The sequence below is a fragment of the Halomonas sp. C10-5 genome (genome assembly GCF_057169305.1).
Window position 1 is genome coordinate 1,663,398 of sequence record NZ_CP175665.1, and the last position, 26,591, is coordinate 1,689,988.

Below are 26,591 nucleotides of genomic sequence, written 5' to 3' on the forward strand. Positions count from 1 at the left end.
CATGCCCATGATACCCGTTCCCGGGGAGGCATTCCCACGTCTCTCACCCGGGAAGGAACGCCGCAAGCCGCGGTGACACTCACTGATGCTGAGAGATCGACAAGGACTTCACCATGATTCGCAAGGCCGTGCTTCCCGTCGCCGGTTTCGGCACCCGCTGCCTCCCGGCCTCCAAGGCGATTCCCAAGGAGATGATCACCATCGTTGACCGTCCGGTGATCCAGTACGTGGTCCAGGAGGCGGTTGCCGCCGGCATCCGCGATATCGTGCTGGTGACCCACGGCAGCAAGGCAGCCATCGAGAACCACTTCGACAAGCATTTCGAGCTCGAGGCGAGCCTCGAGGCCAAGGGCAAGCACGAGCTGCTTGAGGAGCTGCGCTCTATCGTCCCCGATGACGTCAACATCATCAGCGTGCGCCAGCCCGAACCGCTGGGCCTCGGTCACGCCGTGCTCTGCGCCCGCCCGGTGGTCGGCGACGACGCCCCCTTTGCGGTGCTGCTCCCCGATGTGCTGGTGGATGACGAGGGCCTCGAGCGCAACGACCTGGCCGGCATGCTGGAGACCTTCCAGCGCAGCGGCCACGCCCAGCTGATGGTCGAGGAGGTCCCCCACGAGATGACCAGCAAGTACGGCATCGTCGACACCGGCGGGGAGGTTCCCGCCCCGGGCGAATCACGCCCGCTGGCCGGCGTGGTGGAGAAGCCGCCGGTAGAGGAGGCTCCCTCTGACCTGGCGGTGATCGGCCGCTATGCGCTGCCCGGCAGCATCTTCGCGCTGCTCGCCGAGACCCCGCCCGGTGCCGGCGGCGAGATCCAGCTCACCGATGCCATCGAGGCCCTGCGCGCCCGTGAGGGTGTCGATGCCTATCGCATGCGCGGCAAGACCTTCGACTGCGGCCACCAGCTCGGCTATCTCGAGGCGATTCTCGCCTACGGCCGTCGCCATGCCCGCTACGGCGAGGGATTCCGCGAGCTGCTCACCCGCTACGCCGGGGAGGCCTGACCCATGCATGTGCTGGTTCACGGCAGCGAACTCTCCGCCGCCACCGCCGCCGCCGCCCTCTGCTGGGTGGGTCACGAGGTCACCTGGCTGCCTCACGGTGATCAGCCCTGGTCCACCCTGCGGCGGGCCGACTGGCTGATCCGCGAGCCGCGTCTGCTCGACCAGCTGGAGGCCGGACTGGCCGACGCCAGCCTGCGCCTGGTAGCGAGCGCCGAGGAGGCCCTGCAGCACCCCCAGGAGGTGGTCTGGCTATCACTCTCGCCGGAGCAGCGTGGCGATCTCGACGAGCTGTTCGTGGCGCTGGGCAGCAACGGGGCCCAGTCGCGGCTGCTGGTCAATCACTCCACCTTCCCGGTCGGCGAAACCGAGCGGCTGGAGGGCAGGCTGGGGCAGGGCAGCCACGCCGTGGCCCTGTCGGACATGATCGAGGAGGGGCGTGCCTGGGAAACCTTCACTCGGCCGGGTCGCTGGCTGCTGGGCTGCGACGATGAGTCGGCGGAGGCACAGGTCCGCGAGCTCCTGCGCGCCTTCAATCGGCGCCGAGAGGTGATCCAGCGCATGCCGCGCCGCGCCGCCGAGCTAACCAAGCTGGCCATCAACGGCATGCTGGCGACCCGCATCAGCTACATGAACGAGGTGGCGGGGCTCGCCGACAGCCTGGGCGTCGACGTCGAGTTCGTGCGCCAGGGGATGGGGTCGGATCCCCGTATCGGCTACGAGTATCTCTACCCCGGCTGTGGCTTCGGCGGTCCCAACTTCTCCCGAGACCTGATGCGCCTGGCCGACGTACAGTCCTCGAGCGGGCGTCGCTCGGCGCTGCTCGAGCAGGTGCTCGACATCAACGAGCACAAGAAGGAGACGCTGTTCCGCAAGCTGTGGGCGCACCTCCATGGCCGTCTGGAAGGGCGCTGCGTGGCGATCTGGGGAGCCGCCTTCAAGCCCGGAACCGCTCGCATCGACCACGCCCCGGTGCTGACCCTGCTGCGCGCACTATGGGCCCAGGGGGTGCGGGTTCGCCTCCACGACCCCGCGGCGCTGCCGGCGCTGCGTGAGGAGGTGGGCAACCACCCGCTGCTGGAGCTCTTCGATGGCGACCCGCTGGAGGCGTGCCAGGGCGCCGATGCCCTGATGCTGGTCACCGAGTGGAAGGCCTACTGGAATCCCGACTGGCGACAACTGGCCACGCTGCTGAGCGAGCGCCTGGTGCTGGATGGGCGCAACATCTACGATCCGGCGTGGGTTGCCGCCCAGGGGCTCCACTACCGGGGAATCGGCCGCCGCGCCAACCCCTGATCCGGCGATATCACCTTGCCGGTGCGGCCGGCCCCGAGAAGCCGGTGGTCGCCAAGCGCCAGTTGGCCAGCGCCCAGAAGGCTGCCAGCTCCGCTGAGCCATCCGCATCGGCCTCGTCCATCAGACGATGAGCCAGCAGGGGCGTCAGCCCGCGGCTGAGGGGCAGGCTGCCCGCATCGCTGGCCACCACGGCCAGGCCATCATCCTCCCGCACCAACCATACCCAGCCGCCGGCGGGGCCTTCCCTGGCGGCAATCGCAAATGCATCGCGGAGGCCATCGAGGCCTCCCCAGCGTGCCTGGATGGCTTCCGCCAGGGCCTCGCCGGGAGCGCCGCCGCGGGGCGAGAGGGAGTGCCAGTGGAAGGTGAGGGCCCAGGCATACGCCGCCTCTCGGGCGAGTTCACCCTCGGCCCCGAGGGCGATGGCCTCCAGGGAACACTCCGCCCAGGGCGTGCCGGCGACCAGCCGGTTGAGGCGAGCCACGCAGGCCCGCTGGATCTCCCCGTGGCGCTGCTGCACCACCGCGCGGGAGAGATGAGGCTCCAGGGCCTTGGTATCGTAGGGCAGCGCAGGCAGTTCGAATGACATCGGTCTTCCTTGGCGACGAAGGCAGGGTGAGGGGCAGGGTGAGGGGCTGCGTTGGCGCCGCCCCGTGCGCCGGAGAGCGTAAACCCTTTACACTGTCTGGCGTACCATGGGCCGTGCCTCCGGGCATCGCGGGATGATATCAGACAAGGAGCAGAGCATGGCAGAGCGTCCGGAACCGCGCCGCTACGCTGGACCGATCGTCCCGGATCCGGAGGCCAGCCTGACGGCACACCGCCCCCGTTATCCCGAGCCGCCACGGGTCTGGCCGCTGTGGCTGCTGGTCCTGATGCTCGTCGGTGCCGTGGGGGCCATGGGCTGGTTCGGCTGGCAGGAGCGCCAGCGTCTGGAGGCCGAGACTGCCCGGCTGAGCGGAGAACTCTCCAATGTTCATGCGCGCTTCGATGCCGCCATCGGCGAAGGCGATGGCCTCGCGCGCCTCGAGGCGCGTCTCGACACCCTGGAGCGTCAGGACGAGACCCAGCAGCGCCGTTTCACGGTGGTCGAGGAGGATCTCGCCGCGGGGCTCGAACGCCTCGAGGAGCTGATCGATCGGCAGGAGGCGCGGCTGATCCGCATGGGCGAGGCCGCCGCGACCCGCGAAGCGATGCTAACCGCCTTCCAGGACTCCCTCGATGCCCTGGAGCGCGCCGGCGAGGAGGGGCGCGGCGCCCTCGTTGAACGCCTCGACCTGCTAAGCGAGGCCCACGCTGACGATGCCCGCCGCCTCGCCGAGTTGCGGGACCAGCTCATCGACACTGCCGACCTCGAGGCGCTGCGTGAGGAGCAGCAGTCGCAGGAGGCGCGCCTTGACGAGCTCCAGGCAGAGCAGCGCTCACGCCTCGAGGAACTTCAGGCGCGCGTCGCTTCACTTGCCGAGACGCTTGAAGGCGTCGACGAGGCGCGGGAAGATGAGGGCCAACAAAGAGATGCCCTGCGCCAGCGCCTAAGTGCGCTCGAGGCCGAGGCGGGCGAACTGCGGCGCAGCCAGCTTGCGCTCAGTGCCCGGCTCGAGGCACTCAGGCCTTGAGGCTTGCGCCAGGGCATCCCCACGAGTCGCAGACGGCAAGGCGTAGGGATATGGAAAATCGCGTGGGAGTGCGCCTGATCGCGGCGACTCTGGTGCTGGGCCTGTTGCCCGCGCCGGGCGTGCTGGCCATCGAGGCCCGCATCGAGGGTATCGAGGGCAGTGTGGCGGATAACATCCGTCACTACCTCGAGGGGCTGGACGAGACCCAGTACAGCCGGACACGGCTGGAGGGTGAATCGCGTCGCCGCACCGCCGAGGCGATGCGTGTCTATGGTTACTACGAACCCCAGATCGAGGCCCGCCTGGCGGAAGGCGAGGCGCCCGAGTATGTCGAGCTCGCCATCGAACCGGGCCCGCGGGTGCGCATCGAGACCCTCGACTTCCGCCTCGAAGGCGATGCCCGGGAGGATCCTCCCTTCCAGGAGGCGATCGATGCCTTCCCGCTGACCGTGGGAGAGCCACTGGTTCACGCTCCCTACGACAGCCTGCGCGGAAAGCTGGCCAACCTGGCCCTGGAGCGTGGCTACTTCGAGTGGCGCTATGCCGACCGTCGCATGGAAGTCCGCCCCTTTGAAGAGAGCGCCAGGCTCTACCTGACCCTGGACAGCGGCCCACGCTACCGCTTCGGCGACGTAGCCATCTCCGGCAGCCATATCGAGCCCGAGCGTCTGCGACGGCTGCTGCCCTTCACCCCCGGCGATCCCTACCTGGCCGGCGAGCTGGCAAGTTTCAACCAGCGCCTGGGGCAGACCGAGTGGTTCCGTTCCGTCACCGTGAGGCCGCGGCTGCAGCGCCCCCCTCTGGCGCTCGAGGAGGCCGAGCCGGGCTGGTCTCAGGCGGTGGCAACCGACGGCGAAGGCAGCTACGAGTTGCCGCCACGCCTCTCCGGGGCGGCCCTGGCTGGGACGGCGGCGCTGATGGCGCGCCAGGAAGAGTTCCCTTCGGTCCCCATCGACGTCAGCGTGGCGCCGGCCGACCGCCACCAGTTCGAGGTGGGCGTCGGCTACGCCACCGACGTGGGGCCGCGGATGCGCTTTTCCTGGGAGCAGCCGTGGATCAACCGCTACGGCCACGGCCTCGACCATGATCTCTATCTGTCGGCTCCCGAGCAGCGTTTCGGGGGCCTCTACACGCTGCCACTCGACAACCCCCTGCGTGACAGCTACCGCTTCCAGTACGGACTCAGCCACAAGGACAACGATGACACCCGGTCGCTGGAAGCCACCGTCGAGGGGGCGCGCCGCTGGGAATTCGAGAATGGCTGGATCCAGCATCTCTATGTGCGCACCACCTACGAGGACTTTACCCAGGGCAGCGACAGCGAGCAGGTGCTGCTGCTCTATCCTGGTGTCCGCTGGTCGCGTACGCGAACCCGCAACCCCACGTTTCCCACCTGGGGCGATCGCCAGCAGCTGAGCCTGGAGGTCTCCGACGGCCTGTGGGGCTCCGACGCCGATTTCCTGCGCCTCACCGGCGAGTCGCGCTGGATCCGCAAGATCGGTGCCAACAACCGCGTGGTGACCGGCGTCGGCGTCGGCGCCATCGAGACCGATGACTTCTCGCTGATTCCCCCGTCGCTGCGCTTCTTCGCCGGCGGCGACAACAGCGTGCGTGGCTACGGCTACGAGAGCCTCTCGCCGCGTGACGACGAGGGCGAACTCACCGGGGGCCAGCAGATGTTCACCTACAGCCTCGAATGGCAACACCGCATGACCGGCGACTGGTGGGGGGCGGCCTTCGTCGATACCGGTGACGCCTTCGACGACTGGGGCCCCGATGACCTCAAGACCGGCGCGGGACTGGGCGTGCGCTGGGTCTCCCCGGTCGGCCCGATTCGCCTGGATATCGCTCACCCATTCGACGACGAGGACAATTCGTGGCGCCTACACTTCGCCATCGGTCCAGAGTTCTGACCCTGCTCTGGGCGCTGATTCGCCTGCTGATCCTGTTGCCCCTGTGGCTCTTCGGCCTGGTGTTCTTCACCCTGGGGCTCGCCCTGTCGCCCTGGGGCACCGGTCTGCTGCTCGACCAGGGCCAGCGGATGGGGCTTCTTACCCTCGATGCCTACGAGGGCGCTCCCCTGGACCGCCTGGTCCTCGAGGGCTTCGCCATGCAGGCCGGACCGGCCAACGTGGCGGTGCGTCGACTCGAGCTGGAGTGGTCTGAGGAGTGTGTGCTCTCCGGCCGCCTGTGTCTGGACGTGCTGGGCGTGGAGGGTGCCCGGGTGCGCCTGGCCGAGAGCGAAGCCGAGGATGAGGCGCCATCGCCCTCCGCAGAGCCCCCGGGGGCGATCGAGCTGCCGTTCCCCATCGAGCTGCGGCGAATCTTCCTCGACGACGTGGAAGTGCTGCTCGCCGACGGTACACGACTGCGCTGGGATCACTTCAGCACCGGCGCCACGGCCGAGGGCGATACGCTCAGCCTGCTGCCCACCCGCCTGGTCGGCACCCGTCTGCTGCTGCCGCTGTCGCCTGGCGCCCAACTGGCACTGGGCGAGGGCGAATACGAGGGCCCGCGCCTCGCCGCCGAGGCCATCGATGCCGCCATCACCGTGCGCTCGCCACTCCCCGACGAGGTGGCCGCACCCGCCGAGGGACTGGCGGCCAGCGCCCTGGAAGAGCAGCCACGCCGCGAGCTGCCCGAGGTGATCCTGCCGCTGCGCGTGGAGGTGCCGGAACTGCTGGTGGAGGACAGTGCGGTGGAAGGCGCCGTGGAGTACGGGGTCGAGCGCCTTGCCCTGTCGCTGTTCGGCGAGGGGCACTCCCTGGAGGTGCGCCCGCTGGATATCTCCACCCGTGATGGCGACGCCAGCCTGGCGGCCGCCGTCGACCTGGCTGGCGACTACCCCCTGGAACTGCGCCTGGAGAGCGCACTCTGGCTTCCCGATATCATGCCGGCGCTGGCCGGACAGCGGATCGACCTGGGCCTCGATGGCAGCCTGGCCGACCTGCTGGTGCGCCTGGAACTCAGCGGCCCGGTCGACCTGGCCCTGGATGCGCGTCTCGATGTTCTGGAGCCGACCCTGCCCTTCACCGCCGGCCTGACGAGCGAGCTGGTGCAGTGGCCACTGCCGGGCAGCGTCGACGAGCAGGGCGATGCCATCGATCCCTGGCTGGTCGAGGATCTTGCCCTGCGCCTGGAGGGCAGCCTGGTCGACTACCGGATCGCCGCCTCGCTCAACGCCGAGGGCCCCCAGCTCCCCTACACGCGACTCGCCCTGAACGGCAGCGGCGACCTGGGTCAGTTTGCCTGGACACCGCTGTCGCTCTCCCTGGGCGACGCCTCCGTGGTCAGCCGGGGGCGTGTCGCCTGGGCCGATGGCGTCGCGGTGGATGCCGAGACTCGCCTCGACAACGTCGATCCCGGCCGTTTCGTGGAGGGCCTGCCCGGCCGCCTCGACGGCGACCTGGAAGCGAGTTTCCGCCAGACCGATGAGGGCTGGACCCTGGCGGTACCGAACCTGGCCATCGACGGCGAGCTGCAGGAGCGGTCACTGGCCCTGCGTGCCGAGTTCGAGGGCGACAGCCGGATGCGCTGGGATATCACCACCCTGGATTTTCGCCAGGGTGAGAACCGCCTGCAGCTGGCCGGGCAGGTGAGCGAGCCGCGCATCGATCTTTCGGGTGAGCTCGACATGCCAGACCTGGCCAGCCTGCACGAGGCCCTGTCGGGCCGCATCAGCGGCCGGATCGAGGCCGATGGCAGCCTGGAGGCGCCCGGCCTGGACCTGGATCTCGCCGGCGACTCGCTTGCCTTCGCCGATAACCGGCTTCGCCGGCTCAGCCTGGTCGGGCGGGTCAGTGGCCTCGAGGATCCGGCCATGGAGGTGGGCCTGGAGATTGCCGGCCTCGAGGCCGGCGGCCAGCGCCTCGACGAGATCGCCCTGGCCCTGGATGGCCGGCTCTCCGAACACCGCCTGACTCTGGACGCCGCGGCGCCGTCGGGCATGCCGCTTTCCCGGGCCGCGCTGGTACTGGAAGGGGGACTCGACCAGGCGCGCACCCGCTATGCGGGCCAGCTCTCCATCCTCGAGGTCGATGCCGAGCAGGGAGAGTTGCGCCTCGACGGCCCCGCGCTCTTCTCCGCCGACCTCGAGCAGGGCAGTGCCCGGGTGCAGCCGTTCTGCCTGAGCCGACGCCAGGGCGGCAGCCTGTGCCTGGTCGAGCCCATGGCCGCTTCGGCGGAGGGCGGCGCAGTCACCCTCAGGGTCGAGGAGGTGCCCATGGCACTGCTCGATCCCTTCCTGCCGGAGGCCTGGTCGGCCGAAGGCGTGACCGAGCTGGATCTCGATGCCGGCTGGGGCGCCGGCGGTAGCTGGCGGGCGGACGGTCGCCTGCAGAGTCGCCTGGCCCTGGATGGCCAGGATGCCTATGGCCAGCCCTGGTCGTTGCCCGAGGCACGCCTCGGCGGCCGGATCCGTGCCGATGAGCAGACCGCCGAGATCGCCCTGGAGCTGGGGCTCGACCAGGCCGGCAGCCTGGCGCTGGAAGCGCGGATCGACGACCCCGCGGGGGAAGGACGCCTGACGGGCAACCTGTCCCTCGATGGGTTGCGCCTGGCGCCCTATCGTAGCCTGGTCACCGGCATGGAGACTCTGGAGGGGAGCTTCGCCGGTGACATCGATCTGGCGGGTCGCCTCGAGGCGCCGGAGATGCGTGGGCGCATCGACCTGAGCGGGCTCAAGGCCAGCGGTGCCGATGTGCCCGTGGAGGTCCGCAACGGTGAGGTGGGCATCGAGCTGGCCGGCACGGCGGCGAGCATCCAGGGCTATATCGCCGCCGAGGAGGGGCGCCTGGAGATCGATGGCGACGCCGCCTGGCCCTCGGCGGACGACTGGCGAGCCGACGTCTCCCTGCGTGGCCGCGAGCAGCCGGTGCTGGCGGTACTGCCCGAGTTCGGGCGACTGCGCATCGCCCCCGACCTCGAGATACGCGCGCGACCGACCCTGTTGCAGGTGCGCGGCGACGTCCAGGTCCCCTGGGCGCGGCTGGAGGTCGGCGAGCTGCCCGCCTCGGCGGTCGCCCCCAGCCCCGACGAGGTGATCATCACGCGGGAGGACGATGAGCGCGCCCGGCGCGAGGCCGAGCGGGCCGCGGCAGGGGATGACAACGGCGAGGATACCGCCGACGCCATGGCCAGGGCGGGCATGGCACTGGATGTGCAGATCGGGCTGCGCCTCGGCCCGGACATGCAGCTCTCCGCCTACGGGCTGGAGTCCGGCCTCTCCGGCACCCTGGAGGTGCGCCAGCAGGACGGACCGGTGCAGCTGTTCGGTGACGTCAGCCTGGTGGAGGGCCGCTTCCGCGCCTACGGGCAGGACCTGCTGATCCGCGAGGGGCAGCTGCTGTTCAGCGGCCCACCCGGACAGCCGCTGCTCAACTTCGAGGCGGTGCGCAACCCCGATGCCACCCAGGATGGGGTGATCGCCGGCCTGCGCGTGACCGGCAGTGCCGCCTCGCCGCAGCTGAGGGTGTTCTCGGAGCCAGCCATGGACGAGGCCAGCGCGCTCTCCTACCTGCTGCGCGGCCGCGCGCCCAACGACAGCGACACCGATGGCGCCCTGACCTCGGCGCTGGTGGGTATGGCGGTGGGGCAGGCCGGCGGCGCGGTGGGCGGCATCGGTGAAGCCTTTGGCGTCTCCGACCTGACCCTGGACACCGCCGGCAGCGGCGAGGACAGCCAGGTGACCCTCAGTGGCCAGCTGACCGACGATCTCGAGGTGCGCTATGGTGTGGGGGTCTTCTCGCCCATCGCCGAGCTTACTCTGCGCTACAACATCTGGCGCAGCCTCTACCTGGAGGCGGTCTCCGGTGCTGCCCAGGCCGTCGACCTGGTCTACACCTTCAGCCGTGCCGGCAATCCGCGGATCCTGGACGACGAATAGCGAACAGCATTGAGCAAATCAGCCGCGCATCCTACGTATCGACGCGAAGCGTGATGCGCTAGTTAAGCGGCGAGCCTTGGCGAACGTCAAGGCAAATGCTGGATAAATATCAGGTAATGACTTAGGCTTTTCGCATGGCTCGAACGATGATTCGCACGGACAAGTGGCCACTACAGGCCACGACGCAGCAGCGACACCTGATGCGTTTGACGCTGGCGGAGTATCGCCAGTTCTGCCGTGCGTTGTCGGTGGTGGTCCTGGCCAACTGGCCGTCGCTGCAGCAGGCCCCCAGCTTTGCCGCTGCCGTGGAGCGGCTGATGCACCCGACCAAGAAGAACCCCTCGCCTCGCCACCACTACTTCGTGAAGCGTTTCTACAAGTTCCCGTCCTACTTGCGCCGAGCCGCCATCGAGTTCGTCAAGGGCCAGGTATCGAGCTACCTGACCCGCTATTGGGCCTGGCAGTCGGGAGATCGCCAGCGGAAAAATGCCCAGCCACCGCGCTTCAACCCCGTGGCCGGCTGCTATCCGGCGATGTATCGCGGGCAGTTGGTCAAGTTCGATGCCGACTTCACCACCGCCAGCCTGAAGCTGTGGGATGGCAAGGAGTGGCTGTGGCATAACGTGGCGATCAAGGCGGTGTGCCAGCGCCATCTGCGGGGCACCGTCAAGTCACCCACCCTGGTGCTCAACCGGCGCTGCCACCTGGCGATACCGGTGGAGATCACGCCAGGAAATCTCCCCGATCAGCAGCGCGTATGCGCCGTGGACGTGGGGATCAATACGCTGGCCACGGCCAGCATCGTGACACCGGACGGCACTGTCGCAGCGCGTGGATTCTTCCACCCCGCCGCGGACATAGACCGTCGCGACAAGCGCGCCACGCTGATTCGCCGCAAGGCGCGCAAGACCGCCAGGCTCTCGAAAGGGTTCGGGCGGACGTGGTACCGCAAGGCCCAGCACATCAACGAGCAGATTGCCCAGCAGACCTCCCGTCGACTGGTCGACTTCGCACTGGCACAGGGCGCCGATGTGATCGTGCTGGAAGACCTGAAGGGCTGGCGCCCCAAGGCTGGCAAGAAGCGGTCGGGACTTCGCCAACGCTTCCATCAGTGGCTACATCGCCGGCTGACCACGCTGATCGAGCAGAAAATGGCCGAGGCGGGTGGTCGGGTTGTCTACGTCTATGCCCGGGGCACGTCTTCCTGGGCTTTCGATGGCTCGGGTCGCGTCAAGCGGGACAAGGCACAGCACGAACTGGCTACCTTTCCGAACGGCAAGCAGTACAACGCCGACCTCAACGCCAGCTACAACATCGGTGCCCGCTATTGGGCCTGGAAACACAAGCTGACCCGCCGCAAGGACGGGCAGTTGTCAGCGGGCAGAAGCTCCCCTGGCAAACCGAGAACACCGGTCACGCTCTCAACGCTCTGGCGGCGAGAGCCTGAAGCCCCGCATCGATGTGTCGCATGATGCGTGGGAGTGTTCACAAGGAGAACGCCATGACGCTCAATCCCAGCCGGGCCCTGCCCGGACGCGCGACACCGCTTGCCATCAGCGGCGTGCATGCGGTCAACGGCCGCACGATGCTGCCCCCCTTTCCCGAGGGCATGCAGCAGGTCGTGCTAGGCCTGGGGTGCTTCTGGGGCGCCGAGCGGCTGTTCTGGCAGCTGCCCGGCGTCTACGTCACCGCCGTGGGCTACGCCGGCGGTATCACCCCCAACCCCACCTACGAGGAGACCTGCACCGGACTCACCGGCCATGCCGAGGTGGTGCGGGTGGTGTTTGATCCCGCCGAGATCAACCTCGAGCGTCTCCTGCAGGTGTTCTGGGAGGCCCATGATCCTACCCAGGGTGACCGCCAGGGCAACGATATCGGGCCCCAGTACCGCTCGATCATCCTCACCCAGGACGAAGCCCAGCGGGCGGTCGTCGAGCGTACCCGGGATGCCTACCAGCAGGCGCTGACCCGGGCCGGCGGCGGGCGCATCACCACCGAGATCGCCCCGCTTGGCGACTTCTACTACGCCGAGGAGTATCACCAGCAGTACCTGCACAAGAACCCCGGTGGTTACTGCGGCCTGCGCGGCACCGGGGTCAGCTGCCCGATCGGCTGAGGCCCCGGCGGGCCATGCTCAGCCCGCGTCGCTGGGCGTCAGGTTGCGGGTCCCATCCACGGTGACCACCAGGTTGTCCTCGATACGAATGCCGCCGTGGCCGGCCAGTCGCTCGACCAACCCCCAGTCGACGTCATCTCGCCCGCGGTGGGGTGCCAGCAGCATCGGGATCACGTAGAGCCCCGGCTCGATGGTCACCACCATGCCCGCATCCAGTGACCGGGTCAGGCGCAACGCCGGGTGGGTCTCGGGTGGCGGCAGCGGGCGGCCCGCCGCATCGATGCGCCCGGCCACGTCGTGGACCTGGATGCCGAGCAGGTGGCCCAGGCCGTGGGGGCAGAAGGCGCGGGTCAGGCCGCTTTCCACCGCCGCCTCGGGGGAGCCACGCACGATCCCCTGGTCCACCAGCAGCTCGGCAAGCTCCCGGTGCATCCTCTCCTGAAGCGTGACGAAGTCGATACCCGGAGCCAGGGCCGCGCCCAGCCGGTCCTTGATGGCGGTGACCCCGTCGACCAGCGGCTGGAAGGCCGGATCGGCGTCGGGCCCGGCCCAGCTTCGGGTGATATCGGCACAGTAGCCGCGGTGGCGATGACCGGCATCGACCAGCAGGCTGTGACGCATGCCAGGCGCCTGGCGATCATAGTGCTGGTAGTGCAGCACCCCGCCGTGGGCGTTAACCCCGATGATATTGGCGTAGGGTAGCTCGCCCTCGCGCTGGCGGGAGGCGCCGAGATAGGCGAGCTGGATATCCAGCTCGGCACCGCCCTCCAGGAAACAGCGCCGGGCGGCAGCATGGCCCAGCAGGGCGCATCGATTGGCCTCACCGATGCAGGCCACCTCATATTCGCTCTTGCGCACCCTGAGCTCATCCAGCGCCGCCACCAGGCTGGGCGGGTTGGCCTGCACTCTCAGTGCCTGGGCCGTGGCGGCATCGACGTCACCGATCACCGCGAAGCGACCGGCAGGCAGCACCGGCGGGGTCTCGAAGCGGCCACGCTCGACCTCGAAGCGTGCGACCCAGGCCTCGTCGGGCAGGGCAGCGGGCAGATGCCAGAAATCCTCCGGGGCATGCAGATAGAGACGGGGCGCCTGTCCTGGGCGTACCAGCAGCCAGCTGTGGGCCAGCTGGGCCTGGCCTGTCCAGTGCACGAAGTGGCCGTAGGCAGCGAAGCTCGCCTCCTGGTCGTCGCCGAAGTGAGCGCGCGGGTGACCACTGTGGATCAGCACACCGTCCAGGGAGTGGTGGGCGAGAATCTGCGCGTAGTCGCGCTCCAGGGCGTCGAGGTGGCGCTCCTGCAGGGTGTCGAGATCGGATGTCATGGTGGAGCGAGGCTCAATCGGGTGAATGAAGGGTGGCGAGGTCATTCCACAGGGCCGTTACCGCCGGTTGCTGGTTGTCGGCGCGCCGGAACAGGCGAATCTCCAGCGGTACCTGCCAGCGCTCGCCGCCGGCCGGCACCAGGTCACCCCGGGCGAGTGCCATGCGTACGCTGGATTCGGGCAGCCAGCCCAGGCCGTAGCCCAGGGCGACCAGCTCGCGGACATTGCCGCTCTGGATGCTCTCGTTGAGGATGCTGAAATCGGGGGTGTCATCGATCCGGGCGAGGTGGGCGCGGATCGCACCGGCGGTCAGCCCGCGGGGATGATAGGCGATCAGCGGCAGGCGCGAGGCGCCTTCCAGTGCGAAGCGGGGGCTCCCGTCGGCCTCCGGTTGCGAGACGGGAACCAACCGCTCGTCGGCGAGCCGGCAGGAGAGGGTCTCCTGCAGCTCCGGCTCGATACCGCAGGGGGTGCATGGCCAGTAGCACAGCAACAGGTCGCACTCGTCGCGGGCCAGGGCGCGGAAGAAGTCATCCACCAGCCAGCCGGTGGCACGCAGGTCCGGAGTGATCGGCGGAGGCACCGGCCACTGCCCCAGCCAGGCGGGCAGGAAGTGGCTCAGCAGGCTCTGGGGCGCCGCCAGACGGATGCGCCCGGCGTGCTGGTCGGCAAACTGGGCGAGGCGTCGCCGGCTATCGTCGACGCGCTGAGTGACGGTATGGCAAAGGTCCAGGAACTCCTCCCCGGCCGGGGTCAGCGAGAGGGGCAGGGTCTGGCGGTTGACCAGCACCGTGCCCATCTCCTCCTCGAGCAGCTTGATGCGGCGAGAGAACGTCGGCTGGGTGACGTTCTGCTGCTCGGCGGCTCGCGAGAAGTGCCGCGTGCGCGCCAGCGCTATGAAGTCCTCGAGCCAGCGCAGCTCCATATCCTCTCCCGACGGCGTGCCAAAGGGGCATTATGCCAGATGCCTTGCCGGCTCACTGTATGCGGCCCTCCTCGACGCCATGGCAAGCAACCCGGCTGCCATCGTCCCGCGCGATCAGCTCGGGCACCTCCTGGCGACAGCGGGCGTTGGCATGCGGACAACGCGCATGGAACACGCAGCCCGAAGGAAGGTGGACCGGCGTGGGAACCTCGCCCTCGAGACGGATATGCTGCGGGCGGTCGTCCTCGAGGCGCGGAATTGCCGACATCAGCGCCTGGGTGTAGGGGTGGCGCGGGGTGGCGAAGAGCGTCGCCGTGGGCGCCACCTCGCAGACCCGGCCCAGGTACATCACCGCCACCCGAGTACCGAAGTGCTCCACCACGGCGAGGTCATGGGTGATGAACAGGTAGGTGAGGTTGCGCTCCTGGCGGGCATCCATCAGCAGGTTGAGCACTTGCGCCTGGATGGAGACGTCGAGCGCCGAGATCGGCTCATCGGCGACGATGAACTCCGGATCCACGGCCAGCGCCCGGGCGATGGCGATGCGTTGGCGCTGGCCGCCGGAGAACTCGTGGCCGTAGCGCTTTCCCCAGTCAGCGGCGATGCCTACCGACGCCATCACCTCGTCGACCTTGTCGCGAACCTGCTGGCGGCCCCAGTCGGGGTGGTGCAGGCGGATGGGCTCCTCCAGGGTCTGCTGGATGGTCATGCGCGGGTTGAGCGACGCATATGGGTTCTGGAAGATCATCTGCATGCGTCGACGGTAGGGCATCAGCTCCTGGGTCGAGAGGTTGTCGATGCGCTGGCCGTCGTAGTGGATCTCGCCAGCCGTGGGATGCAGCAGGCCCATCACGGTGCGCGCCACCGTGGACTTGCCGCAACCCGACTCGCCGACCACGCAGAGGGCTTCACCGCGTTGTATCTCCAGGTCGACGCCGTTGATGGCGTGAACATACACCTGCTCGCGCACCAGCTTGCCGCCCTTGAACTTGAGTTGCTCGAGGAAGTCGCCGGAGAGCGAGAAGCGCTTCTCCAGGCCGCGGATCTCGAGCAGCGGGCGCGGGGTATCGGCAGCGGCGGCGGGTCGGGCGAGGGTAGCAGTAGCGGTCATCGGGTCGTCTCCTCCGCCGGAATGCGTTGCTGGTCGAGCATCTCGGCCACCATATGACAGGCGACCTGGCAGTTGCCGGAAGCCACGAACTCGGGCACCCGAGTCCGGCATTCGGCTCGCTCGCTGCCGTCGGGACGGGTGACGAAGCCGCAGCGCGGATGGAAGGCACAGCCGCTGGGCAGGTTGTCCAGCGAGGGCATGCTGCCGGGGATCTGGTTGAGCCGGCTGCCCGGAGTGGCCATCTGTGGCAGGGCGTTCATCAGCCCCTGGGTGTAGGGGTGCTGGGGGTCGTTGATGATCTCGCGGGTCGGCCCCTGCTCGATCACCCGGCCGGCGTACATCACCAGCATGCGCTGGGTCACCTGGCTGACCACGCCCAGGTCATGGGTGATCAGGATCAGCCCGACGTTGTGCTTGTCACACAGCTCGAGCAGCAGGTCCATGATCTCGGCCTGGATGGTGACGTCGAGTGCCGTGGTGGGTTCATCGGCGATGATGATGTCCGGATCGAGGAGCAGGGCGATGGCGATGATCACCCGTTGGCGCATGCCCCCGGAGAGCTCGTGGGGATACTGGTCGAGGCGCGCCTCGGGCGAGGGGATATGCACCTGCTCGAGCTTGCGCAGGGCGATGGCGCGGGCCTCGCGACGGCCGATGCGGCGATGGGCCTTGAGGCACTCGATCATCTGCTCGCCGATGGAGAGCACCGGGTTGAGGGTCATCATCGGGTCCTGGAAGATCATCGAGATGCGATTGCCGCGGATCCGGCGCAGGGCGCGGTCGCTCATCCCGTTCAGTTCCTGGCCATCGAAGCGGATGCTGCCGCCGGCGATATAGCCGGGCTTGGCGATCAGGTTGAGCAGGCTGAATGCCGCCACCGACTTGCCGGCGCCGGACTCGCCGACGATACCCAGCCGCTCGCCACGGTCCAGGGTGAAACTGACGTCGCGCAGGGCCTTGACGTCGCCGCGGCGCAGGGCGAAGCGCACGTCGAGGTTGTTGACTTCGAGAAGAGACATGGCATCAGCCCTTGTAGAGTCGCGGGTTGAGAACATCACGCAGCCAGTCGCCGAGCAGGTTGATCACCAGCACCAGCACCACCAGCACAGCCCCCGGGATCAGGGTGATCCACCACGAGCCCGACTGGATGTAGTCGAAGCCCGACTTGATCAGTGAGCCCAGCGACGGGTGGGTCTCCGGCATGCCCAGCCCCAGGAAGGAGAGGGCGGCCTCGGAGATGATGGCGTTGGCCACCTGCACCGTGGAGATGACGAAGATCGGCGACAGGGTGTTGGGCAGGATATGGCGGAACATGATGCGCCGGCTGGGCAGGCCCATGGTGCGCGCGGCGTCCACGTACTCCTTGCCCTTCTCGGCGAGCACCGAGGCGCGCACCGTGCGGGCATACTGCGGCCACTCGGCCAGCCCGATGATCAGTACCAGCAGCGGCACCGCATAGGCGCTGAAGGTGGCGCTGCCGAAGATCGCCTTGACCAGGGCGCCGACCACGATGGCCACCATCAGGGTGGAGAAGGAGAGCTGGATATCGGCCAGACGCATCAGGAAGGCGTCGATGCGTCCGCCCAGGTAGCCGGCCAGCAGGCCGAACACCACGCCCAGCAGCGCCTGCAGCGCCACGGCGCCGAAGCCGATGATCAGTGACACCCGGGCGCCATACAGGATGGTGGAGAGCAGGTCGCGCCCCTGGGCGTCGGTACCCATCCGGTAGGCGGGGTCGCTGCCGTCGATCCAGAAGGGCGGCAGCTCCGAGGCCATGATGTCGATCTGCGCCAGGTCGTAGGGGTTCATCGGCGCCAGCCAGGGCGCCAGCACGGCGCAGGCCACGAAGACGATGAACACCAGCAGGCTCAGCTGGGCGATCGGGTCGCGCTTGAAGCTGTAGAGCAGGTAGGAGTCGCGCAGGCGCTCCCAGCGGCTCGGCAGGGGCGCACTCTGCTGGGGGGAGGTCTGGGTAGTCATGCGGGTTTGCCTGTCAGCTTGACGGTGGGGTTGACCAGGCCGTAGATCAGGTCGACCAGCGTGTTGGTGATCACGAAGATCAGGCCCACGATCATCAGGTAGGTGACGATCAGCGGGATATCCGAGCGGTTGATGGCATTGAGGAACATCAGCCCCATGCCGGGCCACTGGAATACCGTCTCGGTGAGGATGGTGTAGGCGACCAGGGTGCCGATCTGTACCCCGCCCACGGTGATCACCGGCAGCATGGTGTTCTTGAGTGCGTGCAGGAAGTAGATGCGTCGCAGACTGATGCCCTTGGCACGGGCGAACTTGACGTACTCCGACTGCAGCACCTCGAGCATCTCGGCGCGGATCAGGCGGATGAACAACGGCAACATGATCGAGGCCAGCGAGATGGCGGGCAGCACCAGATAGACCAGGCCATCGCTGGAGGCGAAGTTGGTATACCAGGTGCCGAAGACATGCACCGGATCACCGCGTCCGTAGGCGGGCATCCCGCCGTCGGTGGTGATCAGGTCGTTGAGCCAGCTGCCCCAGCCGGTATCGGCGGGGAAGGGGGTCCAGGTCACGCCGATGGCGAACAGCTGGATCAGCACGATGGCGGTGAGGAACACCGGAATCGAGATACCAACGATGGAGACCCCCATGAAGAATCGCGACAGCAGGGCGCGAGGCCTGATGGCGCTGTAGACCCCGATGGGCACCGACAGCAGCACGATCAGCAGGGTGGTGGCGGCTACCAGCTCCAGGGTCGCCGGCAGGTGGCGCAGTACCACCTCGGTGGTCGGCTCGTTGAAGATGTAGGAGTAGCCGAAGTCGAGCTGGACGGCGTTCTTCGCGAAGCGCAGGTACTGGACCAGGAAGGGGTCGTTGAGGCCGAGCTCCTCGCGCAGGGCCTCGCGCTCGCTCTCCGGCACCGACTGGCCGACCATCTGCTGGATGGGGTCGCCAAGGTTGTCCTGTATGGAGAAGGCGATGATGCTGATGACGAACATCACCAGCAGCGCATGGAATAGGCGCTTGATCAGGAAGGCGATCATGAAGGTGTCCTGTGGGCGTACAGGCGGCAACGCACTCGCGGCCGGAGTGCGTCGCTCGTTGTCTGGGGTGGCGAATGATCGGGATGACGCCGGCCCGGCGGGCCGGCGTCGGAATCACTCCTGCTCGTCGATGACCAGGTCCCCGAGGTAGGGGAAGTTCATCACGTTGAGTACCGGCTCGATATTGACGTTGGGTGCCGCGGCCCAGGCCAGATCCTGCCAGTGCAGGGGCACGAAGGCGGCCTCGTCATGGAGGGTCTGTTCGACCTGCTGGAGCATTTCGGTGCGCTTCTCGAGGTCGACCTCGAGGTTGGCCTCGGCGACCAGCTTGTCGAGCTCCGGGTTGCAGTAGTTGCCAGCGTTGTACTGGCCGGCGCCACTGTCGGCATCCGGACAGGCGGTGAGGTACTCGTGGAAGTTGGCGCTGTCCTCGGTGTCGGCGTGCCAGCCGATCATCATCATGTCGGCGGCGCGATTGTCATACTCGCCCCAGTACTGCGCCTTGGGCAGGGTCTTGAGATCCACGTCGACGTTGATGCGCGCCAGCATGGTGGCCACCGCCTGGGCGATCTTGGCATCGTTCACGTAGCGGTTGTTGGGCGCCATCATGGTGATCTCGAAGCCGTCGGCGTAGCCCGCCTCCTCCATCAGTGCCTGGGCCTTCTCCAGGTCGTAACGACGCTCCAGCGACTCGATATGGCCCGCATAACCCTCGGGGGAGAACTGCGCCGCCGGGGTGGCGAAGCCCTTCATTAGGCGGTCGGCGATGGCGTCCTGGTTCACCGCGTAGTCGAAGGCCTGGCGCACGCGCGGATCCTGGAAGGCCTCGACGCGATTCTGGTCCATATGGAAGAAGATGATGCGGGTGCCCGACATGGTGACCAGTTTGGCATCCTCGCTCTCGCGCACGCGCTCCAGGTCGTTGGGCGGTACCGGGGCGATGAAGTCGACGTCACCGGAGAGCAGGGCGGCCACGCGGGTGGCGTTCTCGCTGATCGGGGTCAGCACGATGGTGTCGACGTTGCCCGGCGACTCGCTGTCCCAGTAGTTCGGGTTGCGTTCGAACTCCATGCGGGTGCCCTTGCGGTGCTCGACCACTGTGTAGGGGCCGGTACCCGAGAGGTTCGCGGAGGCGAAGGAGTTGCCGTTCTTGACGATCTCGTCCTTGGGGTCGCCATCCTCGTCGGTGCCGCTGTAGAACTCGCTGTCCATCGGGAAGATGTAGGTGGCCAGGTTAAGCAGCAGCGGGTAGGGCTCGGCGGTCTTGAACTCCACGGTGGCCGCGTCCACGGCGGTCACGCTCTCGATGGGCGCGAAGATCGCCTTGAAGTCGGGGCTGCGCTTGAGGCGCTCGACGGTCCACACCACATCCTCGGCGGTGAAGGCGTTGCCGGTGTGGAATTCGACGCCCTCGCGCAGGGTCATGCGCATGGTGGTGTCGTCGACCTGCTCCCAGGCGGTAGCCAGGCGCGGCTCGAACTCCAGGTCCTGGGTCCAGCGGACCAGCGGGTCGTGGGTCATGTGCGACAGCTGCAGGATGCCGCCGGAGAGTTGCTCATGGATATCCAGCGAGACCGGGTCGGCATCGTAGGCCATGCGCAGCGTGGTCTCCGCACTGGCGGTGGCCGGCAGCAGGGCCGCGCCGGTCATGGTGGCGCCGACGACGGCGGCCAGGAGGGTGCGCTTGAACTTCATGTCGGGTTCCCTTTCGAGGTTGTTGTTGGTGCGCGATCACCGCGCACGGGCGTTGCAACCTTCAACATAGAGACACGACAGGGCACGGCACAATCGAAATTCCGACTGGCGTCATGCGCATGATGAATCGAGCAGCATGAGCTAATACGAAAGTTGAACAAAAATCTGCTGCATTCTGCGATTCAATTCTCTGAATGAATCGACAGTTAAGGCAGAGCAAGGCGTCAGCCTTGCAAGTGTAACTGGATAGATATATAGTAAATTTATGGCCATTATTCGCTCCGACACCCTCACCCTTCAGGTCACCAGTGCCGACCAACAACAGGCGTTGGCGAATACGCTGACGCTGTATCGGCGGCTGGTGCGCGATCTGATGACCGTCGCCTATACCCACTGGCCGACGGTGGGGGCAACGCAGGGAAATGAAGCGGTAAAGGTCATTGAGGCGCTGATTCACCCAACGGCTAAACGACCGCACGTTCGCTACACGTACTTTGCCAACCGCTACTACAAATTTCCCTCGTATCTCCGGCGTGTGGCGCTGATGGATGCGGTCGGCCAGGTGCGTTCCTTCGTCACGCGGTTCGATCAGTGGCGATGTGGCCAGCGCAAGCACCCGCACGCCAAACCACCGCGCCTAACGGCCAGCACGAAAACCTTCCCCAGCCTTTACGGCAGCCAGTGTGCCAAGCTCAACACCGATGCCAGCCATGCCTTTATCAAGGTGCATTGGCAGAATGACTGGATTTGGATGGGATTTGGGCTGAAAGGCACCTGCCGGTTTCGAGGGAAAGGCAAGGCCAAGTCGCCACTGCTGACCACGAATGGGCGACAGTGGCAGCTTTCCTTACCGGAACAGTTCGAGCCACCGAAGCCAGTAAAAGGTGCGCCTGAGCGGGTATTAGCGGTTGATGTAGGGATTAATACGGCGGCCACCTGGGCGGTGGTTGATACTCAAGGCACTGTCCATGCGCGCGGCTTTATCTCGCGCACGGATAAAGACCGGGAGTGTCGACTGATGGCCCGTATTCGCCAGGCCGCCAAAAAGCACACGCGGCACGGAAGCCGGCTGCCGCCCGGCTTCTGCCGCCGCGACCACCAACGGCTAACCCATCTGGCAGACAATCAAGCCCACCAGATCAGTCGGCAGTTGGTGAATCTAGCGCTTGATCATCACTGCCAGGCCATTGCAGTCGAAAACCTGAAGGGCTGGCGACCCAAAGCGGGTAAAAAACGGACACCGATGAAGGCGCGGTTTCACCGCTGGTTTCATCGCCAACTGGTGACACGCCTCGACAGCAAGGCCGTCGAGGTGGGGCTTCGCTATGTGGCGGTATATGCCCGCGGTACGTCCCGCCACGCCTTCGACGGATCAGGGCCAGTAAGGCGCGACAGAGATAACTACAGCCAGTGTACGTTTAGTTCCGGCAAGCGCTACCACGCCGATCTGAACGCGGCCTATAACATCGCCGCCCGAGGCCATGTTTACTACCAGGGGTGTCGCCGCAAGGCAGCGCCCCGTGCCGGCTCGCAGAAGTCGACCGGCACACCGCGAACTCCGGTATCGCTCTCCTCGCTCTGGCAACAGAGTGCGTGAGAGGGGTAAGAATCCGCGATTCTATTCTTCGAATGAATCGTCGGAGGGTTCAATATCAGCAGGCCATCCACCCGCCCCGGGTGAATGGCCCGCCGCGGCGCTCAGCCAGCGGGGGTGGCACGCCTGATGCGATAGAGGTCCGCCGCCTCGTCGAGGCCGGCGATGGTACAGTCGAGATCCTTGACGCGGCCGTCGGCCAGCCCGTAGACCCAGCCGTGGAGCCAGATCTGCTGGCCACGCTGCCAGGCGTGCTGGATGATCTTGGTGCGGCTCAGGCGGGTGACCTGGGCGCGCGCATTGAGCTCGCACATGCGGTCGACACGCTCATCGAGCGGTAGCGGTTCCAGTTCGTCGCGGTGCTGGTAGTAGAGCTCGCGCACCGAATGCAGCCAGTTGTCGACCAGACCGTTGTCGCCACCCTCGATGGCGGCCCGCACCCCCCCGCAGCCATAGTGGCCCACGACCATGATATGGCGCACCTTGAGGACGTCCACGGCATACTGCAGGACGGAAAGGGCATTGAGGTCGTTGTGGTGCACCAGGTTGGCAACGTTGCGGTGCACGAAGACCTCGCCGGGGGGCAGGGCGATGATCTGGTTGGCGGGGACACGGCTGTCCGAGCAGCCGATCCACAGGTAGTCGGGATTCTGCTGGTTCGACAGGCGATTGAAGAAATCGGGATCGTCGCGACTGACGTCCTCGGCCCAGGCGCGGTTGTTCTCAAGCAGGGTCTCGATTTCCTTTCTCATGGTTGGCCTCGATTCAAGTGAAGAGGTGGTGAGAGTTGGCGCCTCTTTTACCGTCCCCCCGGGAAGCGGTCAACAAGCCGCCCTGATGCGACGCGGTGCCGCCATGCCGTTGCTACGCCATCGCTGCTATCATCGCCGCATCGAATCCAGGGCCCAGCGCCCACGACAAGGAGCGACACCGTGTCCGACTTCGAATCATCCACCTACGACTGGGACCTCTTCGTGATCGGCGCCGGCAGCGGCGGCGTGCGGGCGGCGCGCACCGCCGCGGCTGCCGGTGCCCGGGTAGCCGTGGCAGAGGACCGCTACCTGGGCGGCACCTGCGTCAACGTGGGTTGCGTGCCCAAGAAACTCTACTCCTATGCCGCCCACTTCCACGACGCCTTCGAGGATGCCGAGGGCTTCGGCTGGCGACTGGCAGAGGCACCGAGCTTCGACTGGCCGACCCTGCGTGACAACAAGGTGGGCGAGATCAAGCGGCTCAACGGCATCTATGCGCGGCTGCTCGACGGTGCCGGTGTGCGCCTGATCAATGGCCGCGCCCGACTGCTCGACGCTCATCGCGTCGCGGTAGGCGACGAGGTGCACAGCGCCGAGAAGATTCTGGTCGCCGTTGGGGGCTGGCCCTGGGTGCCGGAATTTCCCGGCAGCGAGCTGGCCGTGAGCTCCAACGAGGTGTTCGACCTGGAGAGCTTCCCCGAGCGCTTCCTGGTGCTGGGTGGCGGCTATATCGCCGTGGAGTTCGCCAGCATCTTCAACGGCCTGGGCAGCGACACCCACCTGATCTACCGCGGCGAGCTGTTCCTGCGCGGCTTCGACCACGAGGTGCGCGAATTCACCCGCGACCAGATGCGCCAGAAGGGGGTCCAGCTGCATTTCGAGACCAACATCGAACGCATCGACAAGGTCGAAGGGGGGCTGGCGGTAACCCTGACCGACGGCGAGGTCCTGGAAGTGGATGCGGTACTGGCCGCCACCGGACGCCGCCCGCACCTGGAGGGACTGGGGCTGGACACCCTTGGCGTGGCGCTGGACGACGGGGGCTATATCAAGGTCAACGAGCGCTTCGAGAGCTCGCTGCCCTCGGTGCTGGCCCTGGGCGATGTCACCGGCGGACCGGAACTCACCCCGGTGGCGCTGGCCGAGGCGATGCACCTGGTGCGTTGCCACTTCGAGGAGACGCCGCCGCCTGCCGCGCTGGAATACCGCAACATCCCCACCGCGGTATTCTGCCACCCGAATATCGGTACCGTGGGGCTCTCCGAGGAGGAGGCACGGGAGCAGTTCGGCGAGATCCGCGTCTACAGCGCCGACTTCCGCCCCATGAAGCACACCCTGTCGGGGAGTGCCGAGCGCTGCCTGATGAAGCTGATCGTCGCTGACGAGAGCGACGTGGTGGTAGGCGCCCATATGGTGGGCGAGGAGGCCGGCGAGGTGATCCAAGGGATCGCCATCGCCGTGAAGGCCGGGCTCACCAAGGCCGACTTCGATGCCACCGTAGGTATCCACCCGACCGGCGCCGAGGAGTTCGTCACCATGCGCACGCCGACCCGGCGCTGAGCGCTGCCCTGGGGGCCGCCTTCGGGCGGCTCCTTGCGTTGGGGCGACCATCGGTAGCCTGGACTAGACTTGGTGGCAGGGCGGGTGATCCGAGCGCTGCCCTATGGCAGTCACAACAGCCGTGTGGATCGAGTCGCCGAGCGGAATCAACTGCCCGCCGAGACGCTCGCATAATTTTTTATTATGGATCATGCCCTGCAAAATAATCCCAGATTTGAGATTTGCCGGGCGCTTGGTATAATCCCTCCCGACATCGCCGAAGCGAACACCGCCCATGATGACAACAACCGAGCCCTTCACGCCTTCCGCCGACCTCGCGCGGCCCACCGTGGCCGACGAAGTGGTCGACGCCGAAGCCAGCGACCTGTTCATCCGCAAGCCCAACCCCGATGACGGCTGGGGCATCTATGAACTGGTCAAGTCCTGCCCCCCGCTCGACGTCAATTCCGCCTATGCCTACCTGCTGCTGGCCACCCAGTTTCGTGATACCTGCGCGGTCGCCACGGACGAGGAGGGCGAGATCGTCGGCTTCGTCTCGGGCTACGTGAAGAGCAACGCCCCGGATACCTACTTCCTGTGGCAGGTTGCCGTGGGCGAGAAGGCGCGTGGTACCGGCCTGGCCCGGCGCTTGGTCGAGGCCATCATGACGCGCCCCGAGCTCGCCGAGGTGCACCACCTCGAGACCACCATCACCCCCGACAACCAGGCTTCCTGGGGCCTGTTCCGCCGTCTCGCCGACCGCTGGCAGGCGCCGCTGAACAGCCGTGAGTACTTCTCCACCGACCAGCTCGGCGGCGAACACGACCCCGAGAACCTGGTCAGGATCGGCCCATTCCAGACCGATCGTCTCTGACGCTCGCCACTTTTCTTCTGCACGCGGGGTAGCCCTAGCGTCTCGCGTGCTCACGCCCATTCATTCTCCATCAACAGGAGGTCTCTCGATGCAGACCCAGATCCTCGAACGCATGGAATCCGAAGTCCGTACCTATTCACGCTCCTTTCCGGTGGTCTTCACCAAGGCGCAGAACGCCCGTCTGACCGACGAGGATGGCCGCGAATATATTGACTTCCTGGCCGGTGCCGGCACCCTGAACTACGGCCACAACAACCCGAAGATCAAGCAGGCCCTGCTTGACTACCTGGCCGAGGACAACATCATCCACGGTCTGGATTTCTGGACCGCCGCCAAGCGCCGCTACCTCCAGGCCCTCGAGGAGATCATCCTCAAGCCGCGTGGCCTGGACTACAAGGTGCAGTTCCCCGGACCGACCGGCACCAACGCCGTCGAGGCGGCCATCCGCCTGGCCCGCAATGCCAAGAAGCGTCACAACATCGTGACCTTCACCAACGGTTTCCATGGCGTGACCATGGGGGCGCTGGCCACCACCGGTAACCGCAAGTTCCGCGAGGCGACCGGCGGCGTGCCCACCGTGGGCGGCAGCTTCCTGCCCTACGACGGCTATCTGGGCGACGGCACCGACACCCTGGACTACTTCGAGAAGCTGCTCAGCGACAAGTCCGGCGGCCTCGACGTGCCGGCCGGCGTGATCGTCGAGACCGTGCAGGGCGAGGGCGGCATCAACGCCTGCGGCCTCGACTGGCTCAAGCGCCTCGAGCAGATCTGCCGTGCCCACGACATCCTGCTGATCGTCGACGACATCCAGGCAGGCTGCGGGCGCACCGGCAAGTTCTTCAGCTTCGAGCATGCCGGAGTGGTGCCGGACATCGTCACCAACTCCAAGTCGCTCTCCGGCCTCGGCCTGCCGTTCTCCCAGGTGTTGATGCGTCCCGAACTCGATATCTGGAAGCCGGGCCAGTACAACGGCACCTTCCGCGGCTTCGCGCTGGCCTTCACCACCGCTGCCGCCGCCATCGAGAACTACTGGACCGACGACAGCTTCGCCAAGGAAGTGCAGCGCAAGGGCGACATCGTCTCCGAGCGCTTCGCCAAGATCGCCGCCTGGATCAGTGAGCAGGGCATCGAGGCCTCCGAGCGCGGCCGCGGCCTGATGCGTGGCATCGACGTGGGCAGCGGCGAGATCGCCGACAAGATCACCCACAAGGCGTTCGAGAATGGCCTGGTCATCGAGACCAGCGGCCAGGACGGCGAAGTGGTCAAGTGCCTCTGCCCGCTGACCATCCCCGAGGAGGACCTGCAGAAGGGTCTGGACATCCTCGAGCAGAGCGCCAAGCAGGCACTGAGCTGATATCCTGAGCGGGCCGCCCCGGCGGTCCGCCAGCACTCGGCCGATCCTGATCACCGATCGCGCCGCCACCGAATTTCAAGGAGATAGATATGATCGTTCGCAATCTCGAGGAGTGCCGCAAGACAGACCGCCTGGTCACCGCCGAGAACGGCAACTGGGACAGCACCCGCCTGTCGCTGGCCGATGATGGCGGCAACTGCTCCTTCCATATCACTCGGATCTTCGAGGGTACCGAGACCCATATCCACTACAAGCATCACTTCGAGGCGGTCTACTGCATCGAGGGCGAGGGCGAGGTGGAGACCCTGGCCGACGGCAAGATCTGGCCGATCAAACCGGGCGATATCTATATCCTCGACCAGCACGACGAGCACCTGCTGCGGGCCACCAAGACCATGCACCTGGCCTGTGTCTTCACCCCGGGCCTGACCGGCAACGAAGTGCACCGCGAGGATGGCTCCTACGCGCCTGCCGAGTAAGCGGGCAGTGTC

The 26,591-nt window shown here is 66.9% G+C and carries 21 protein-coding genes; 12 read left to right on the plus strand and 9 right to left on the minus strand.

The window, feature by feature from the left end:
• The first annotated feature begins 113 nt into the window (after positions 1-113).
• Together galU and ACJ7IV_RS07765 are read left to right on the plus strand one after the other, a co-directional pair.
• Positions 114-1,004 (plus strand): UTP--glucose-1-phosphate uridylyltransferase GalU, encoded by an 891-nt coding sequence (gene galU / locus ACJ7IV_RS07760; protein ID WP_483866482.1) that lies wholly within the window; start codon positions 114-116, stop codon positions 1,002-1,004.
• Positions 1,005-1,007: 3 nt separating this feature from the next.
• Positions 1,008-2,297, plus strand: coding sequence for a nucleotide sugar dehydrogenase (locus ACJ7IV_RS07765; RefSeq protein WP_483866483.1), 1,290 nt, complete (start codon positions 1,008-1,010; stop codon positions 2,295-2,297).
• 10 nt (positions 2,298-2,307) lie between these two features.
• Here the strand turns inward: ACJ7IV_RS07765 and ACJ7IV_RS07770 are convergent, their stop codons facing one another.
• On the minus strand, positions 2,308-2,886 hold the full coding sequence (locus ACJ7IV_RS07770) for a Fe-Mn family superoxide dismutase (protein ID WP_483866484.1): 579 nt from the start codon (positions 2,884-2,886) through the stop codon (positions 2,308-2,310).
• Positions 2,887-3,043: 157 nt separating this feature from the next.
• On the opposite strand from ACJ7IV_RS07770, the gene ACJ7IV_RS07775 reads away from it, so the two are divergent.
• From ACJ7IV_RS07775 to msrA, 5 genes are all read left to right on the plus strand, one after another.
• Positions 3,044-3,913, plus strand: a complete 870-nt coding sequence (locus ACJ7IV_RS07775; protein ID WP_483866485.1) for a hypothetical protein — start codon at positions 3,044-3,046, stop codon at positions 3,911-3,913.
• A 50-nt stretch (positions 3,914-3,963) separates the two neighbouring features.
• A complete protein-coding gene (tamA, locus tag ACJ7IV_RS07780) occupies positions 3,964-5,826 on the plus strand; it encodes an autotransporter assembly complex protein TamA (protein ID WP_483866486.1) in 1,863 nt (620 codons plus the stop codon).
• A complete protein-coding gene (gene tamB, locus ACJ7IV_RS07785) occupies positions 5,790-9,797 on the plus strand; it encodes an autotransporter assembly complex protein TamB (protein ID WP_483866487.1) in 4,008 nt (1,335 codons plus the stop codon). The genes tamA and tamB overlap by 37 nt, the downstream gene beginning before the upstream one ends.
• A 134-nt stretch (positions 9,798-9,931) precedes the next feature.
• Positions 9,932-11,269, plus strand: a complete 1,338-nt coding sequence (locus tag ACJ7IV_RS07790; protein WP_483866488.1) for an RNA-guided endonuclease TnpB family protein — start codon at positions 9,932-9,934, stop codon at positions 11,267-11,269.
• Between the two features lie 29 nt (positions 11,270-11,298).
• The gene (gene msrA / locus ACJ7IV_RS07795) at positions 11,299-11,913 is read left to right on the plus strand and encodes a peptide-methionine (S)-S-oxide reductase MsrA (protein ID WP_483866489.1); all 615 of its coding nucleotides are present in this window, start codon (positions 11,299-11,301) and stop codon (positions 11,911-11,913) included.
• An 18-nt stretch (positions 11,914-11,931) separates the two neighbouring features.
• Here the strand turns inward: msrA and pepQ are convergent, their stop codons facing one another.
• The 7 genes from pepQ to ACJ7IV_RS07830 all read right to left on the minus strand — a co-directional run bounded on the left by pepQ (position 11,932) and on the right by ACJ7IV_RS07830 (position 19,987).
• Positions 11,932-13,233: a Xaa-Pro dipeptidase gene (pepQ, locus tag ACJ7IV_RS07800; protein WP_483866490.1), complete on the minus strand. Its 1,302-nt coding sequence runs from the start codon at positions 13,231-13,233 to the stop codon at positions 11,932-11,934.
• Between the two features lie 13 nt (positions 13,234-13,246).
• Entirely contained in the window at positions 13,247-14,158 is a 912-nt protein-coding gene (locus tag ACJ7IV_RS07805; RefSeq protein WP_483866491.1) for a LysR family transcriptional regulator, read from the minus strand.
• 52 nt (positions 14,159-14,210) lie between these two features.
• Positions 14,211-15,269: an ABC transporter ATP-binding protein gene (locus ACJ7IV_RS07810; protein WP_483866492.1), complete on the minus strand. Its 1,059-nt coding sequence runs from the start codon at positions 15,267-15,269 to the stop codon at positions 14,211-14,213.
• Positions 15,266-16,288, minus strand: coding sequence for an ABC transporter ATP-binding protein (locus tag ACJ7IV_RS07815; RefSeq protein WP_483866493.1), 1,023 nt, complete (start codon positions 16,286-16,288; stop codon positions 15,266-15,268). Before ACJ7IV_RS07815 ends, ACJ7IV_RS07810 begins: the two co-directional genes overlap by 4 nt.
• A 4-nt stretch (positions 16,289-16,292) precedes the next feature.
• On the minus strand, positions 16,293-17,249 hold the full coding sequence (locus ACJ7IV_RS07820) for an ABC transporter permease (RefSeq protein ID WP_161432143.1): 957 nt from the start codon (positions 17,247-17,249) through the stop codon (positions 16,293-16,295).
• Positions 17,246-18,292, minus strand: coding sequence for an ABC transporter permease (locus ACJ7IV_RS07825; protein ID WP_483866494.1), 1,047 nt, complete (start codon positions 18,290-18,292; stop codon positions 17,246-17,248). The genes ACJ7IV_RS07820 and ACJ7IV_RS07825 overlap by 4 nt, the downstream gene beginning before the upstream one ends.
• 114 nt (positions 18,293-18,406) lie before the next feature.
• Entirely contained in the window at positions 18,407-19,987 is a 1,581-nt protein-coding gene (locus ACJ7IV_RS07830) for an ABC transporter substrate-binding protein (RefSeq protein WP_483866495.1), read from the minus strand.
• Positions 19,988-20,252: 265 nt separating this feature from the next.
• Between ACJ7IV_RS07830 and ACJ7IV_RS07835 the strand changes: the two genes are divergently transcribed.
• The gene (locus tag ACJ7IV_RS07835) at positions 20,253-21,584 is read left to right on the plus strand and encodes an IS200/IS605 family accessory protein TnpB-related protein (protein WP_232913544.1); all 1,332 of its coding nucleotides are present in this window, start codon (positions 20,253-20,255) and stop codon (positions 21,582-21,584) included.
• A 101-nt stretch (positions 21,585-21,685) separates the two neighbouring features.
• On the opposite strand, the gene can is transcribed toward ACJ7IV_RS07835, so the two are convergent.
• Positions 21,686-22,333, minus strand: a complete 648-nt coding sequence (gene can / locus ACJ7IV_RS07840) for a carbonate dehydratase (RefSeq protein WP_483866496.1) — start codon at positions 22,331-22,333, stop codon at positions 21,686-21,688.
• Positions 22,334-22,513: 180 nt separating this feature from the next.
• On the opposite strand from can, the gene gorA reads away from it, so the two are divergent.
• The 4 genes from gorA (at position 22,514) to ACJ7IV_RS07860 (ending at position 26,579) form a co-directional block, all read left to right on the plus strand.
• Positions 22,514-23,893: a glutathione-disulfide reductase gene (gene gorA / locus ACJ7IV_RS07845; protein WP_483866497.1), complete on the plus strand. Its 1,380-nt coding sequence runs from the start codon at positions 22,514-22,516 to the stop codon at positions 23,891-23,893.
• A gap of 274 nt (positions 23,894-24,167) precedes the next feature.
• The gene (ectA, locus tag ACJ7IV_RS07850; RefSeq protein WP_232911623.1) at positions 24,168-24,746 is read left to right on the plus strand and encodes a diaminobutyrate acetyltransferase; all 579 of its coding nucleotides are present in this window, start codon (positions 24,168-24,170) and stop codon (positions 24,744-24,746) included.
• Between the two features lie 88 nt (positions 24,747-24,834).
• Entirely contained in the window at positions 24,835-26,100 is a 1,266-nt protein-coding gene (gene ectB, locus ACJ7IV_RS07855; RefSeq protein ID WP_483866498.1) for a diaminobutyrate--2-oxoglutarate transaminase, read from the plus strand.
• Between the two features lie 89 nt (positions 26,101-26,189).
• Positions 26,190-26,579 carry an ectoine synthase gene (locus ACJ7IV_RS07860; RefSeq protein ID WP_232911622.1) on the plus strand — a complete coding sequence of 130 codons (390 nt, stop codon included), beginning with the start codon at positions 26,190-26,192 and terminating at the stop codon, positions 26,577-26,579.
• Positions 26,580-26,591 lie beyond the last annotated feature (12 nt).